Here is a 15,319-nt window from a genome sequence, read left to right on the forward strand (position 1 = left end):
AAGTCGATGTGTTTCGCATTTACCTCATCATAAGGTTGATCGAGGACGAACATTGACTTCAGTACACTAGATAAATAGTAATGATTTCGAAAAGATTGAAGGGGTTGAAACCATGGGAAGTTGGCTCCGGGCGGGACTCTGTTTTGGGATTGCCCTTATGTTAAGTAGTTTGTTGATTTCGGGTGAAATCTCTTTATATGTGAATCCACGCTTCAAATGGCTGATTGGGATTAGTGTCTTGTTGTTAATCATCTTAGGAACGGTTCAACTGTGGAATCTTCGTGGAGGAGAATTGCATCGTGTTCGTTTTTGGGGTTACTTTCTTGTTAGTTTACCTGTGTTGATTTATATTTTTCTACCTCCAAAGGTGTTAGATGCAAGTGTAGCACAACAGAAGGGGGTTACTTATGTATCTCCCAATGCGGTGGCTACTTCCTCTACCACAACTCAACCAAATGGGGGGAGCTCTGGTGAACCGGAGATTATGGATGTGGAAAATCCCTATAAGAAAATGATTCAAGAGATCAAACAGCAGCCTGTGATTACCCTTACAGAGAAAAATTATTCCGATTACATGAACGCAATCAGTTTATATCCTGAGGAGGTAAAGGGAAAAAAAATTAAATTGATCGGGTTTGTATATCGGGATGAAACTCTAAAAGAAGATGAATTTGTAACAGGAAGATTTACTGTGACTTGTTGTGCCGCTGACGCCACTGTTGTTGGTTTTTTAACCAAATGGAATCAAGCACAAACTTTGAAATTAAACCAATGGGTAGAAGTAAATGGTCAGTTGGACATGGTGCTTTCTGAAGGGTTTAATTTGCCGATCATCCAACTCGAATCGTATGAAATGATAGAGCCTTTAAAAGACCCCTATATTTATTTTCAATAGCTTATATATGGACTAGATGCACCCCACAACTGTTTTTGGATGGTTGTTGGGGGTGCTTTTTTAGGGGATCTACATATTAGTAATATTATGAGAAAATGATTTATTTGAAATGGAGAGTTAGTTTGCAAATGGAAGGGTAATATATGGATGAAGGAGGGATTTGTATGAGATGGGTTGCGAAACTACTTATTGACGGATTAGCGGTATTTTTATCGGCACAATTTATCCCTGGAATCGAAGTTTCGGGAATTGGTGTAGCGATCATAGCTGCTTTTGTACTCTCCATTATCAACATAGTGATTCGCCCGATCCTTGTGTTTTTAACATTGCCTATCAACTTTATTACCTTAGGCTTATTTACTTTTGTGATTAACGCTTTGATGTTCTGGTTAACGAGTGCATTCATACCAGGATTTGACGTGAGTGGATTTATAGCTGCATTTTTAGGAGCTTTAATCTTAACAGTTGTTTCTTGGATGACCAATGCCATTCTAGACTAAAACAGGTAGATTCCGAAGAATCTACCTGTCATAGGGAAGTCGAGTATGACTGTTCCCCATTGGTCGTTAACTTTCATCTGTGAAAGGGATGGTTATCTAAGTGATCATTCCTTTTCAAATGGAACTTAACTTGATTTATGAATCTTTAATCTCGACCAGCTCAGCTCGGATGATATACCGGTCAGGTGCTGCACCAACATAATTAAAGGGATAACAAGTGGTCAAAGATAGAACAGGGTCTTTGGATGGAACTATGACAGTTCGGTCTTCCGCATGTGTGACCCACGATTTTCGGATCTGATAGGTATAAGTTTTCTTGTTATACTTCACGTAGAGCTTATCTCCGTCCTGTAATTGACCAACTTTCCGAAAAACAGTGTCACGATGTCCTGAAAGAACAACATGTCCAGTTTGCCCTGGTTTTACCGTACCATGACCATCATACATCCCCACACCTTTTTCAAGTGAATCTTCATCGACACCTCCAACGATGGGTAAGATGGCACCTAACCGTGGAATGTACAATTCACCCACCTGACCCTCTTGAAGAGGGGTGTCAGGGATCGATTTATCCCCTTGTTTTAATGTTGGAGCTTTGGCCGTGTCATTCCAATCGTCCGAAATAGATGTGGCCAATTGGGGATCATTGACACCAATGTTCATCTGTTGCCACCACTGGTAGCCGTTATATGCTAAGATAGCTCCCCCGACGATCATGAACAGCCAAGCCAGTTTTCGGATCATACATGAGATCCCCCTTTACTTTGTGGAACGGCGGGATTGGAATAAGGTGATCAACCCTACTAGAAGTAATAATCCACCCATTAGTACATAGGTTGGATAAGTCGTTGCAGTATGCGGCAATACTCCACCTGTTCCATTTGGTTGTTTTGCAGTATCTACGGGTGACTTAGGTAGATGTAGTTGATCTGGTTTTGCTGGTTGTGTAGGGGGTTCAGGTGTTTGTCCCTGATCTCCGCCTGGTTTTTGTGGTTGATCAACTGGAGGTTTTTTGCCACCATCTACAGTAAATTCTACAAAATCCGTGAACTCAAAGAAACTACCATCTACATTTCCTTTGAAAACTGCCACTGCATAGTAATTACCCGGTTTGAGGTCAAATGATCTAGCAAAAGAGGCACCTTTGTGTTTTTTAGCATTTGCCTTTGCGACTACGTTTCCTTCTTCATCAAGAACTCGGATTCGCCATTTCCCTTTTACGTCTGAAGTTGATCCAATCTCTCCCGTGATGGTTGTTTTTCCATCAGCATTATTCACGCCAATTTGAAAGTCAGGAAAAGTTACTTCAATGGTTTCACTAAGTTTAAGTGCTTTTCCATTTCCTCTCACACCATAAAGGTGACTTGAACAGAATATTGCGATGGACCATTGACAGGAATGATATCTGCAATCTCTTTACCTTCGTTTTCGTAAGATTTAACTTCCTTCCCATTCACTTGAATGGTCCAAGTTCCTTGGGCTTTTTTGACCCCTTTAATCTTACTGTATACATAAAGACCTAATTGGTCATGATCTAAAGGAATTAGATTTAATTCAACATTAAGCCGTGCTTTCTACAGTATAGATTAGGAAAAACGGCGCTAATCAAGGCTGTTTCGCTTTCCTAACTATTTATTCGGAGGTGGGATATTTTTTAGTTACCAAAAAATATTTCTTTAGTTGTTAATAAATTTTTTTAATTGATATTTGGCGCCTTTTTGACAAAAAGACTCAACTACCTTTACTATATAAAAAAGCTGAGAATGGCGGCTGGAATCCCAGTCGCCATTATTACATCATGAGCCTGTTAAAAGGGGAAGATCGAGATGAGTCGAAAAGTAACCTTGAAAGAAATTGTTCAAGAGTTTGACTTAGAGGTGATCGTGGGGTGGGACCAGCTAGATCGTGAAGTAACCGTAGCTGATCTATATCGCCCAGGCATTGAATTAGCAGGTTTTTTCACCTATCATCCTGTAGAACGTTTACAGCTATTAGGGAAAACAGAGTTATCTTTCATTCAGGAGTTAAGTAAAAGGAAACGTGAACAACGTTTACAGAGATTGTGTGATCCTCAAGTCCCTTGTTTTTGTGTAACTCGTGATTATCCTGTACCTGAAGAACTACAAAGGGCAGCTTCACAAAAGGGCGTCCCGATTATCCGTACTGAACTGGCTACAACGAAATTTGGAAGTAAATTAACGAACTATCTAGAGAAACGACTTGCACCTGTCACAACGATTCATGGTGTCTTGGTTGATGTGTATGGTGTGGGTGTTTTACTGATGGGAAGTAGTGGAATCGGAAAAAGTGAAACAGCATTAGAATTAGTGAAGCGTGGACATCGACTGGTAGCGGATGATGCAGTAGAAATTCAGCAAACCGGTGAGGGAACATTGGTTGGACATGCTCCAGAGTTAATCCGTTACTTACTTGAGATCCGGGGTCTTGGCATTATTAATGTGATGACTTTATTTGGTGCAGGGGCTGTTCGTGACAAGAAAAAGATCTCGCTTGCGATTCGTTTAGAAGTATGGGAGCAGAGTCGTCAATATGATCGCTTGGGATTAGATGAAGAAAAGATGAGAATTATCGATACAGATCTTACTTTATTAACGATTCCCGTTCGTCCTGGTCGAAACTTAGCAGTTATTATAGAGGTTGCTGCGATGAATTTCCGGATGAAACGACTCGGATATAACGCAGCCCAACAATTTGTACAAAAGCTTGGACAGACGATCGAAGAGTCTGATGAAATCGATTGATCATCAGTGCTTCATAGTAACTAGGTGGTTCAGGAGGGTTGGAGAAAGAGAAATCGAGTCATTTCAAAAACGATTCAAGTTGTAGTGATACAATCATTTCCCAACCCTTTTTCTTTTAGAGTTATTTATTTAGCCAAAGCTCGCGACCTGCTCGACTTACTTTGGGTTTGGACCAGTGTGGAACATAGACAAACTGAATGGATTCATGATAAAGACAACCCGGAGTTAGACAGTATCCTAATGGTCCTGAGATGGATACACTATTTTTTTGTCCACATTCTAAACAGTCGAAGATTTTGGAAGTTTCTTGGTTGATCGATTCCAATGTATACATGGGGATCACTCCTATGAGTATGACTTGTTTTTTCGGATGATTCGTTACTTTTCTTTCAGAAAGGATTTGAGTTACAATAGGAACGATTAGCAAAAGAATCTGATGATATTTAGAGTGGGAAGGGAGTTTGTTTGATGACCCTTGCAATGGTTATAGATCCTGTCGCTCTTCAACTGGGTCCCATATCTGTCCACTGGTATGGAATTATTATGGGGACAGCGGCTATGCTCGGACTTTTTATTGCTATGAGAGAAGGTGAGCGACGTCACGGCTTGGATCAAGAACTTTTTTTGGATTTGATGTTATGGGTGATTCCAGCCGCAATTATCGGTGCTCGACTCTATTATGTGATATTTGAATGGGAGTATTATTTTCAGCATCCCGGTGACATCATTAAAATATGGCAAGGTGGCTTAGCCATTCATGGTGGACTGATTGGAGCTTTTACAGCTGGTTACTTCTTTGTGAAAAAGTATAAGGTCTCATTTTTCCTTCTTGCAGATATTATTGCACCTAGTATTATTCTCGGTCAAGCGATTGGGCGTTGGGGAAACTTCATGAATCAGGAGGCACATGGGGGAGAAGTAAGTCGCTCATTTTTAGAAGGTCTCCAGATTCCTGATTGGATCATTAATCAAATGTACATAGATGGTGTCTATTACCACCCCACCTTTTTATATGAATCGATCTGGAACATCGTCGGGTTTGCACTATTACTTTTATTACGGAACTTCAATCCGCGGCGGGGAGAGGTTTTATTTAGCTACTTGATTTGGTATTCGCTCGGACGTTTCTTCATTGAAGGATTACGGACTGATAGCTTAACCTTTACAGGTCCCGAGTGGCTAGCAAGTCTGTTGCAAGTCTTATGGGCACCGATGAATGCCTTATTTGAACCTGGTATGATGGCGAGTGGAAACATTCGTGTTGCTCAACTGATCAGTTTAGTTCTAGTTGTTTTTGGAATTGCAATGATTATCTACCGACGTGTGTCAGGAAAAGCTAGTCAATCATATCGAGACGTTGAATCTAGTGAACAAGTAGATCTACAAACGAACTGAGCAGTGAGGTGAACAAGATGAGCTATCGAGCCATTTTATTTGATCTAGATGGTACACTTTTGAATACAAATCAATTGATCCTTGCTTCGTTTATGCATACACTTGAACATCATTGTCCTGGAAAATACACTGAACAAGATGTGCTTGCGATCATGGGAGAGCCTTTGATTGACATGATGCGGCGATTTGATGATCGACAAGCCGAGCAAATGGTCGAAACTTATCAAAAGCATAACATCGAAAATCATGATCATTATGTGGAGCCATTTCCCCATGTGGTTGAGGTGATCAAGCAGATTAATCAAGCGGGGATTCCCATGGCTGTAGTGACTAATAAGCGGCGTCCAGTGGTGGAGATGGGCTTACGACTATTTGGCTTAGATGCATGGATGGACGAAGTGATTTGTGTAGGGGATGCCCCTCAAGCGAAGCCAGAGCCTGATCTACTCTTGCTAGCGATGGAACGAATTCAGATGAAGCCTGAAGAGTGTCTAATGGTAGGAGATAGTCGCTATGATCTCATGGCTGCTCAAAAGGCAGGAGTAGCTTGCGCAGGTGTGTCATGGAGTCTTCATCTAGATGATCTTCAAAAATATCGGCCTGACTATATGTTGGATGATCTAAGAGACCTGTTGGAGATTCTTAAACTTCCACACTCATCTACTGGTATAGGGAAGAAACCATGAGGAGAACAGAGCGGACCCCTGTTAAAGGGAGCAATTCATTGTGGCAAGTTTATCGAACGGTTTCATTTTGGAAAGTTTTTAGAAACACAGTGGTGATTTTGCTAGCCCGATATACACCTTGGATGGGTGTGAAAAACTGGTTGTATCGTACTTTTCTAGGGATGCAAGTGGGAGAGCAAACTGCAGTTGCCTTTCAAGTGATGATGGATATTTTATTTCCTGAGCGTATTCGAATTGGACATAATACGATTATTGGTTATAACACGACTATTCTTGCACATGAGTATTTAGTGGATGAGTATCGAGTGGGTGATGTAAACATTGGAGATCATGTGTTAATTGGAGCTAATTGTACGATTCTCCCAGGGGTGACTATTGGAGATCACGCTGTAGTTGGAGCGGGTTCAGTTGTGATTAAAGATGTGGCTCCATATACATTTGTTGCTGGGAATCCGATGAGAGTAATCAGAGAAAATCATCCTACTCATGAATAAATGTTATTTTTATTTGATTGTTTTGTTCCCATCGAGCTACTATAGATAGATTCCATACAGTCATTCTGCCACAAATTTCATAAGTGAATCGAATGTATATACAACTGCCCTTATAAAGCAGTTGTTTTTTTGCTTCCGGAGCTTTTATTCATCACAAAACCTTCACATAAATCAAATTGACTCCCTGATCGACCGTTCGGTAAACTAAATTTGTTTAATTGTACAGAATGTGTAAAAGATCATCTATATTTTCCTTAACGATCCCCGTTCTCGAGGATTTCTTACCGTTTTTAGGGAAGAGAGTTCCGTTAAACATGTAAATTCCCCTCGAAGATTCAATCATTTCTTTTGTTTTATTTCCTTTTTTTGCAAATACTATATGAAATATAAGAGATCTCACAGTACAGATGCAGTTAAGTATTTGAGTTGATGAAACTTATTAGTATTGGGGAGTGTTGTACCGAACCCTCCAACTCAATTGCCCATACCAACTTAAGGAGGAGAAAGATTGAACTGGTTGACACGATTTTCGTTGAAAAATATCGCAGCAATCGTCATTATCGTTTTGTTAGTCTTAGGGGGAGGACTCTATACAGCAACCCAATTAAAAATGGAAGCGATGCCAGATGTGAATGTTCCTGTAGTAGTAGCCCTCACGCCTTATCCTGGAGCATCTCCAGAAGATATTGATAAAAAAGTGACACAACCCATTGAGAAAGCGCTACAAGGTATTAAAGGCGCGCAGAAAGTCACTTCTGTCACCGCAGATAGTACTTCAGTGGTCGTGGTTGAATTCGATTTTGAAACGGATTTAGATAAAGCACAGCAAGAGATGCAGGAATCGATTCGACGACTCCAGTTGCCTGATCAAGCGATGGAGACTCTGTATAATCGCTTTGGATTTAATACTCTCCCAATGATGAGCTTAGCGGTTACTAGTGAAAAGAAGAATGCGGCTGAGATTGAGCGCTGGGTCAATGATGTAGCCAAAGGTTCCTTAGAATCCGTGGACGGTGTAGGGGAACTTCAAATTAAGGGAGAAGGCCCGAAAGCGGTCTATATACATCTCAAACCGGAACAATTAAAAAAGCACAACTTGTCGGCGCAACAAGTGCAACAAGTTTTAATGAGTGGAAATACGTCTCTACCTGTTGGAGATTTAGATATCAATTCCATCAACCTTCCTGTGCGAGTCGAACAAAAAATTACGAATCTCGATCAGTTGAAAAACCTTCAGTTAACCATTCCACCCAATCAAGCAGCTGGTTTTGAGGATGCTTTTAAGCAAATTGGTGAAGGATTCCAAGGTTTAGGTCAAGCTGTAGGTGGTTTGGGGGAGGCTGTAGGTGGTCTTGGACAGGGGATGGGAGAGTTAGGTCAAGGAGTAGGGATGCTCCAAGGACAAGTGCAAATCCTACAACAAGCCCAACAAGTACAAGCGGAGTTGGTTGGACTCCAGCTAGAGCACAATGACACCCTTCTTGCCTTACAACAAAATCCAGAGGATGCGGGATTACAGGCAAAACTGGGCAACTTAAAACGTGAAATCGCTATTCGCCAAGGGATATTACAACAATTAAACCAAGCGATTCAAAAGTTCCCTAAACCCCAGATGAAAGCTGGATCTAGCGTCAAGATGCCTGGCACAACTCCTAAGATTTCACCTGGGAAAACAACGAAACCGACTCTCAAAGAAGCAGAGATCAAAACCATTCGGCTTTCTGAGATTGCAACCATTACTGAGTCAGCTAAAAATAATACGATGATTACTCGTACAAATGGAAAGCCATCGGTAAATATTGATGTGATTAAAGACCAAGATGCCAATATTGTGGATGTCGCAGAAAGCATTTCACAAGAAATTGCAGACATGAAGAAGCTACATCCAGATGTTCAGATCACGACCTTGTTTGATCAATCAGAGACAGTAAAAGCTTCTGTTTATTCAATGGTTCGCGAAGGAATCTTGGGAGCAATTTTTGCTTCTGTGGTCATATTGCTTTTCTTACGTAATTTCCGAACGACCTTTATCTCGATCATTTCGATTCCGATCTCGATTCTAGCTACCATTATTCTACTGAAACAGGCAGATATCACACTAAATATTATGACGTTAGGTGGATTGGCAGTTGCCATTGGTCGGGTTGTCGATGATAGCATTGTGGTAATTGAGAATATCTACCGCCATTTGATGAAGAGTGAACAGCAAGATAGCTCTATTATTCGATTGGCGACTAAAGAAGTTGCCTCAGCGATCACTTCTTCCACCTTGACGACAGTTGCAGTATTTGTGCCATTGGGACTGGTTGGAGGAATTGTGGGCGAGATCTTTTTACCTTTTGCTTTGACAGTAGCCATTGCTTTACTATGTTCGCTACTCGTTGCTGTGACAATAGTTCCTGTATTAGCGAAAGTCATGTTGCTAAGAGATAAAGGGTTAAAAAACCCGAGACGGAAGAGTGGATTGGCAGATAGTTACAAAAAGGCTTTGTCGTGGTCATTGGATCATAAGGGGTCTGTGTTAGCGATTTCTATGATTTTTTTATTAGCTAGCTTTTTTATTATCCCTCTGGTGGGCACAAGTTTTCTTCCCGCAGATAAGGATAAAGCGATGCGAATTCAATTGAAAATGCCTTCTGGAACAGATTTAGCGAAGACACGAGAAACGACTGATCAGATTGAGCAGGAAATCAAGCAACTGAAAGAGGTTGAGATGATCTCCACGTCGATCGGAAACATGCGTGGGGGAATGTCGTCGGAGGTGAATACAGGTGGTACGCATAAAGCTGCACTATTTGTAAGACTTCGCCCGACTGCAGATATGGACCAACTATTAAATGATGTTCGTAAGAAGATGGAGCCATTACAAAAGCACGGAGAAATCCTTGTGAATGAAGTGAATTCGATGGGGCCTCCATCTGGAACGATCCAAGTAGGTGTCAGAGGAAATAATATTGATGACATTAAACTAGCTTCTGACCAGTTAACTGAGAAGTTAAAAGCGGTTCCTGAACTTACGAATGTAAGCAACAACTTAAGTGCACAAAAGGATCTGGTTACGATTCAGATTGATCAAGAAAAAGCTGCAAAACATGGGTTGGTTGCTCAACAAATATCATTATCCGTTCGAGGACTATTAGAAGCGGATAAAGTAATGGAACTGGAGCAAGGGTCACGTACCCAAGATGTTCGATTGGGAATGGAAGAAAAAGAGATGAAGTCTGTGGATGAGCTAAAAAATATACAGATCCTTTCACCCACAGGAAAATTGATCAAACTAGGAGAACTAGGAACGGTTCAAAAAACAAAGGGACCTGTAACCATTCAAAAAGAGAATGGACAACAGTATGCAACTGTTTCTGGGAACGTTACGATTAAAGATACAGGAGCTGTATCACAAGATGTAGAACAGATCATAAATGAAATGGCTTTCCCGAAAGGAGTAAAAGTTTCCCTTGGGGGAGATACAGAAGAGATGAATAAAAGCTTTGCTCAACTTGGTGTCGCCATGATTGTAGCTGTTGCAGCTGTCTACATCGTGATGATTATCGCTTTTGGTGAAGCAACAGCACCATTTACGATTCTCTTTTCCTTGCCCTTTGCCGTCATTGGTGGTTTGCTGGGTCTCTTAATTGTAGATCAGCCGATCAGTGTCTCCTCCATGATTGGTGGACTGATGTTGATTGGAATCGTGGTTACCAATGCCATTGTACTGATTGACCGTGTTCAACAACAACGTCGAAGAGGCTTGCCAGTACGTGAAGCTCTACTAGAAGCGGCGGGTACTCGACTACGTCCAATTCTAATGACAGCACTTGCCACGATCTGTGCACTGCTTCCACTAGGTTTGGGATATGGAGAAGGAACTCTTGTTTCACAAGGATTGGCAGTCGTTGTGATTGGCGGATTAACTTCTTCCACTCTTCTCACTTTGTTTATTGTACCGATCGTTTACTCGATGTTGACTCGATTGCAAGAAAAAATGAGCAGTAAGAAAAAAGAATCAATCGCAGGATAAATAAGAACACCCTTTGGAGAACCAAGGGGTGTTCTTATTTATTGGAACTTATTAGGTGATACGAGCGGAGTTTGCTCATGAAAGAAGATTTCACTTACTATCTCAAAGTAAGATGGATTTACATTTGGATAAGGATTACATCCAATCAACATCCATGAGCCGAGAATAACTGATTTTTTTGCGGAGTTCCCCATTAGCGAGAATGATCCAACCCTCATAAGGATGGACTTTGGCAACTCGTCCATAAAATTGCAGAGGGGAATAGCGACCGGCATAAGTAACTAAAACCGCTCTATTTAATTCGTGAGCTTCTTCTAAAAGAAAGCTCATATATTCCAATTGATCGTCGTCCACGACGGGAGGATGGTAACTTTTTATCTTCGAATTAGCTGGTGTTTCTTCCTGTTGTGGGAGGATTGAACGACACTGTTTATCAAACCATCTTTGAAAATCGATTGCGCTCATCTTGTCTACACCTGCTACTCTTCATCTAAATCTATGAAGCCACTTCTAAGGTTGAATGTAGTGAGATCCAGATCTTCTACTTGTGGACTCACCTGTAGCAGGTAAATCACCTCCTTGTCCCATATCATATACGAATACATGTTCGTATTCAAGTGTTTATTTTTAACAACTTGTCGACCTTCTCTGCCTGAGAGATTTGCGTTTGGATCATAGTCAGTAAAAAACTAGAGCGCAATATTAAATAGTATGGATCAAGAGTTAATGAAAACGAGGCAGAAAATGAAGGTTCAAAGGTGTAGGTGGTGGGAGTGTTCAAGTATATAATTTTGTTAATAACAAAAAAACTCCATTGGTTTTAAATATATAGACACCCATTTTTGCGGTATACTTATTGTATAGGTTGTTCCTATTTTCGAAATCAGTTTATTGAAAACTTTAAAAATCAACCATAATGATATGGGTTGATTAAGGAGGAGAAAATTGCGGATCAAGAAGGCTTTATCGTTAGTCCTTGCTCCCTCATTGTTTGTTGGAGTCCATGCAAGCACTGCCCATGCAACGGAAATAAATTACTTGGGACGAGAAGAGATGGTAACTTCACAAGCAACGCTACCATCCCTTTCGAAAGTGAATGATGTACTGAATGCGTCTGATCAATATATCGGTACGCCCTATAAATGGGGGACTGGCCCCTATAGTGAAACCAATCGTTACTTTGATTGCTCTTCATTTACTCAACGGGTTTTTGGAGAGAATGGGATTAATTTGAAACGCAACTCGAGGGAGCAGTCTACACAAGGGGTTACCATCGCGGCTGTGTCACATCCAGAAGAGTTCATCGGAGCTGGAACAGTGAAGCCCAAAGGAGAACGGCTGAACTTCGATAACATTAAATCATCGTTGAAAAAAGGAGACCTCATTTTCTTTGACAATGAGGTGGAAACGCCCAATGTGGAGAAAATACACCATGTGGCCATCTACATTAATGAACATACCTTACTTCATGCGACAGAAGCCTATGGAGTCAATTACACTTACTTCAACGATAAACGGAAAAGCAACATCGTAGTTGTAAAACGAATGATTAATGAGACGTTGCCGAATGTGACCCAAAAGCAAATTATCTCAAAGGGGGATGAATATCGCCTAAATAAAACTTCGTTTTCATCTGCTGCTCAATTTGTAGGTAAAGTGTTTGGGGATTATGGAATTTCCTTACCATCTACAGCAAATGGCATGTCTAAAGTCGGTGTGGACACACCAAGGGACCAATTGAAAACAGGAGACCTTGTCTTTTTCGATCATGATCACGATGGGAACATCACTCATGTAGCCATTTATATTAACGAAGACAAATTGCTCCACAACACGGTTTCGCAAGGAGTTACCTATACGCCATTCAAGTCTTCTTCGTATTGGAACCATGCATTCGTTAAAGGGAAGCGCATCCTGGATCTCAAGGGATCACTACCACTCAATGAAGAAGTAATAAAGACAGCTATAAGTTATTTGAACCAAACGGAGATTGAAGATATTCAACGTGATGAGAACGGTCAACCAAGAATGATAACTCCGAACTCGGCCAAGTTCGTGCAAAGAGTATTTTATGATCAATATGTTGGAATGTCCAAATATATGAATATACAACAGGCACAAGGACATCCGATCCCATTGTCCGATGCTAAGCCAGGGGACCTCCTTTTCTTTGACACGAATCAAGATGGCGATGTCAACTTTATTGCTTTTTATGTGGACGCTGATACGATGATTCAAGCCACCTCATCTGGGATCATATATAAACCCCTGACAGCGGAATTGAAAAAGAAAGCAAATCTTCAAACGGCTTATCGCATTGGAATGTAAATAGATTTGTTCTTGATCCCTGTCAAGAAGACAGATTTAAAAAACTCCTAATTTATTTGTTTAAATAACCTTAGCTCGGTATTGTACTGGGCTAAGGTTATTTAATCGTGTCTGAAATCTAAAAATAGATTACTGGTTAGTAGGGATCCTTAACCTGATCTTCGCTCTTTTAAGTAGCGAAGATCAAATGATGTTGTTTTTTGCCTATTTATTTTGGCTTGTGAAAAGGGATTTTTCCGCAACGAAACCCGTTTATGCATCGAGTCCGACTGCTTCGTCGATGGAAGAGAGTTGGTCTTTTTCTAAAAGGGCGAGCAGTTCTTGATTGATAAATTTAGCGATGGAAGGACCCCGATACATCATACCTGTGTAAACTTGTATTAAACTGGCGCCTGCCCGAATTTTTTCGTAAGCATCTGTTCCGGTGAAAATGCCTCCCACACCCATAATCGGAAGATTTCCTTGTGTTAACTGATAGATGTGACGGATAAAATCTGTAGATCGTTGAGAGAGCGGACGACCACTAAGACCACCCGTTTCTTGTTGATGTTGGGAGTGCAAATGATCTCGGGATAGGGTTGTGTTGGTGGCAATAATCCCATCTACTTTCATCTGATGAGCAACTTGGATGATATCTGTCAATGCTTCTTTGGACAAATCAGGAGCCACCTTGACTAAAATAGGCTTATGTTGTTGATATTTTTCAACTAGTTGACTTCGAGTTGACAGAATGTCTGTGATCAATTGCTGTAAGGATTCTACATGTTGCAAGTCCCGTAATCCTTGTGTATTTGGAGAGCTGATATTGATTACAAAATAATCCCCATAGGGATATAGGGTAGAGAGCCCCTTTTGATAGTCTGAGGCAGCGATCTGATTGGGAGTGTCCTTATTTTTGCCGAGATTAATCCCCAAAGGGATGGAGGGCTTTTTTAAACGTTCTAGTGACATTTTTGCTTGTTCCACTCCATGGTTATTAAAGCCCATCCGATTGATCAACGCTTGATCTTCGGGTAAGCGAAATAGACGAGGTAAGGGATTTCCGGGTTGAGGGCGTGGGGTTAAAGTTCCTACTTCAACAAATCCAAATCCAAGTGAAGCTAGTGCAGGATAAACTGTGGCATGTTTATCAAAGCCTGCTGCCAGTCCTACTGGATTAGGAAAGGTGATTCCCCATCGTTTTGAGATAAGGCGAGCATCACGCACACCCATCCAAGAATGATACAAAGAGGTCATGCCAGGGGTTGACTGCATCAATTTTAGACTACGGATTGTCCAATCATGAGCTATTTCTGGATTCATTTTAAAAAGCACCGAACGTAAAGAGGAGTAAATCATAGTTGTCTTCCTGCTTCCTGTATAAACTTATAAGTCTTTGATACTATTATATCTTTATGATCAGGAAAATCTAACTTTAACTAAAGGGATAAATCGAGTATCAGGCGAGGAAAGGGTTCTCCTTCTCACAAGTCGGATGAATTTAACTCTTTTTTTATGGTTCATTCAATCAAACCACTTCATTTCTAATTCACTTAAGTGGTTTTGCTCAATTGGAGTTAATGATATAAAGAAGTGTTAAGATGATTTTGAAACCATATCAGAAAAGTTTTATCAAGCTAATGTTGGTGAGGCAGTCGGAGGGGAATTCAATGAACATTTACTTTGCAACACAAAATCAAGGGAAGATTGAAGAAGCCAATCAGGTATTAGCACCTTTAGGATATGAAGTTGTGGGTGTACAAGTTCCGATGGTGGAACCTGATACAGGAACAGTTGAAGAGATTGCACGGACGAAACTTCAACAAGCAATGAAACATGGATATGAGCGGATTATGGTGGATGATGCAGGAATATACTTTACTGCATACCCCCAATTTCCTGGAGTCTTGTCCAAACGAATCTTTCACCGCTTAGGATATCGAGGATTAGAAAAACTACTCAAGGATGAATCTAGAGAGGCTTGGTTTGAAGGGGCGGTCTCTGTTTATTGGGATGGACATATACAAACATTTATGGGTAGAACATACGGACACTTGATTGAGCCGTTAACATCGATTCAGGATGAAAATCATTCATTTCCCTATGACCCTGCTTTCATTCCCCAAGGAGATACAAGAGTGTTACAACAGATGTCTTTGGAAGAAAAGCTAGTCTACTCTTATCGGCGAAGAGCGTTAGAGAAGATGGCGAAGTGGCTCAAAAAGGAAATGATTCAAAACTAGTAAAGTTATTGATCAGGTG

14 protein-coding genes are annotated in these 15,319 nt (G+C 40.8%); 9 read left to right on the forward strand and 5 right to left on the reverse strand.

The genetic code is table 11. The annotated features are described in order from the left end of the window. Window positions 1-112: 112 nt before the first annotated feature. Window positions 113-895 (forward strand): TIGR03943 family putative permease subunit, encoded by a 783-nt coding sequence (locus EDD58_RS04570; RefSeq protein WP_131923665.1) that lies wholly within the window; start codon window positions 113-115, stop codon window positions 893-895. 164 nt (window positions 896-1,059) lie between these two features. After that, window positions 1,060-1,395, forward strand: coding sequence for a phage holin family protein (locus EDD58_RS04575; RefSeq protein ID WP_131923666.1), 336 nt, complete (start codon window positions 1,060-1,062; stop codon window positions 1,393-1,395). 135 nt (window positions 1,396-1,530) lie between these two features. On the opposite strand, the gene EDD58_RS04580 is transcribed toward EDD58_RS04575, so the two are convergent. Together EDD58_RS04580 and EDD58_RS04585 are read right to left on the reverse strand one after the other, a co-directional pair. Next, the gene (locus tag EDD58_RS04580; RefSeq protein WP_131923667.1) at window positions 1,531-2,139 is read right to left on the reverse strand and encodes a class D sortase; all 609 of its coding nucleotides are present in this window, start codon (window positions 2,137-2,139) and stop codon (window positions 1,531-1,533) included. 15 nt (window positions 2,140-2,154) lie between these two features. Continuing rightward, on the reverse strand, window positions 2,155-2,745 hold the full coding sequence (locus EDD58_RS04585; protein ID WP_131923668.1) for a hypothetical protein: 591 nt from the start codon (window positions 2,743-2,745) through the stop codon (window positions 2,155-2,157). Window positions 2,746-3,221: 476 nt separating this feature from the next. Here EDD58_RS04585 and hprK point away from each other — a divergent pair, with 476 nt between their 5' ends. After that, a complete protein-coding gene (hprK, locus tag EDD58_RS04590) occupies window positions 3,222-4,157 on the forward strand; it encodes an HPr(Ser) kinase/phosphatase (RefSeq protein WP_131923669.1) in 936 nt (311 codons plus the stop codon). Between the two features lie 121 nt (window positions 4,158-4,278). Here the strand turns inward: hprK and EDD58_RS04595 are convergent, their stop codons facing one another. Then, on the reverse strand, window positions 4,279-4,491 hold the full coding sequence (locus EDD58_RS04595; RefSeq protein WP_131923670.1) for a hypothetical protein: 213 nt from the start codon (window positions 4,489-4,491) through the stop codon (window positions 4,279-4,281). A gap of 146 nt (window positions 4,492-4,637) precedes the next feature. Here EDD58_RS04595 and lgt point away from each other — a divergent pair, with 146 nt between their 5' ends. The 4 genes from lgt to EDD58_RS04615 all read left to right on the forward strand — a co-directional run bounded on the left by lgt (window position 4,638) and on the right by EDD58_RS04615 (window position 10,750). After that, complete coding sequence (lgt, locus tag EDD58_RS04600) at window positions 4,638-5,552, forward strand: prolipoprotein diacylglyceryl transferase (RefSeq protein ID WP_243648655.1); 915 nt, start codon at window positions 4,638-4,640, stop codon at window positions 5,550-5,552. Window positions 5,553-5,569: 17 nt separating this feature from the next. Further along, the gene (ppaX, locus tag EDD58_RS04605) at window positions 5,570-6,238 is read left to right on the forward strand and encodes a pyrophosphatase PpaX (RefSeq protein WP_131923672.1); all 669 of its coding nucleotides are present in this window, start codon (window positions 5,570-5,572) and stop codon (window positions 6,236-6,238) included. Continuing rightward, window positions 6,235-6,732, forward strand: coding sequence for an acyltransferase (locus tag EDD58_RS04610; protein ID WP_131923673.1), 498 nt, complete (start codon window positions 6,235-6,237; stop codon window positions 6,730-6,732). The genes ppaX and EDD58_RS04610 overlap by 4 nt, the downstream gene beginning before the upstream one ends. A gap of 508 nt (window positions 6,733-7,240) precedes the next feature. Then, a complete protein-coding gene (locus tag EDD58_RS04615) occupies window positions 7,241-10,750 on the forward strand; it encodes an efflux RND transporter permease subunit (RefSeq protein ID WP_131923674.1) in 3,510 nt (1,169 codons plus the stop codon). 135 nt (window positions 10,751-10,885) lie between these two features. On the opposite strand, the gene EDD58_RS04620 is transcribed toward EDD58_RS04615, so the two are convergent. Further along, complete coding sequence (locus tag EDD58_RS04620; protein ID WP_131923675.1) at window positions 10,886-11,215, reverse strand: YolD-like family protein; 330 nt, start codon at window positions 11,213-11,215, stop codon at window positions 10,886-10,888. A 480-nt stretch (window positions 11,216-11,695) separates the two neighbouring features. Between EDD58_RS04620 and EDD58_RS04625 the strand changes: the two genes are divergently transcribed. Next, on the forward strand, window positions 11,696-13,078 hold the full coding sequence (locus tag EDD58_RS04625) for an NlpC/P60 family protein (protein ID WP_131923676.1): 1,383 nt from the start codon (window positions 11,696-11,698) through the stop codon (window positions 13,076-13,078). 252 nt (window positions 13,079-13,330) lie between these two features. Here EDD58_RS04625 and EDD58_RS04630 read toward each other — a convergent pair whose 3' ends face one another. Further along, complete coding sequence (locus tag EDD58_RS04630) at window positions 13,331-14,413, reverse strand: quinone-dependent dihydroorotate dehydrogenase (protein WP_131923965.1); 1,083 nt, start codon at window positions 14,411-14,413, stop codon at window positions 13,331-13,333. A 314-nt stretch (window positions 14,414-14,727) separates the two neighbouring features. Between EDD58_RS04630 and EDD58_RS04635 the strand changes: the two genes are divergently transcribed. Beyond that, a complete protein-coding gene (locus EDD58_RS04635) occupies window positions 14,728-15,300 on the forward strand; it encodes a non-canonical purine NTP pyrophosphatase (RefSeq protein WP_165875797.1) in 573 nt (190 codons plus the stop codon). Window positions 15,301-15,319 lie beyond the last annotated feature (19 nt).

The sequence above is a fragment of the Hazenella coriacea genome (assembly GCF_004341825.1).
Lineage (GTDB): Bacteria > Bacillota > Bacilli > Thermoactinomycetales > Thermoactinomycetaceae > Hazenella > Hazenella coriacea.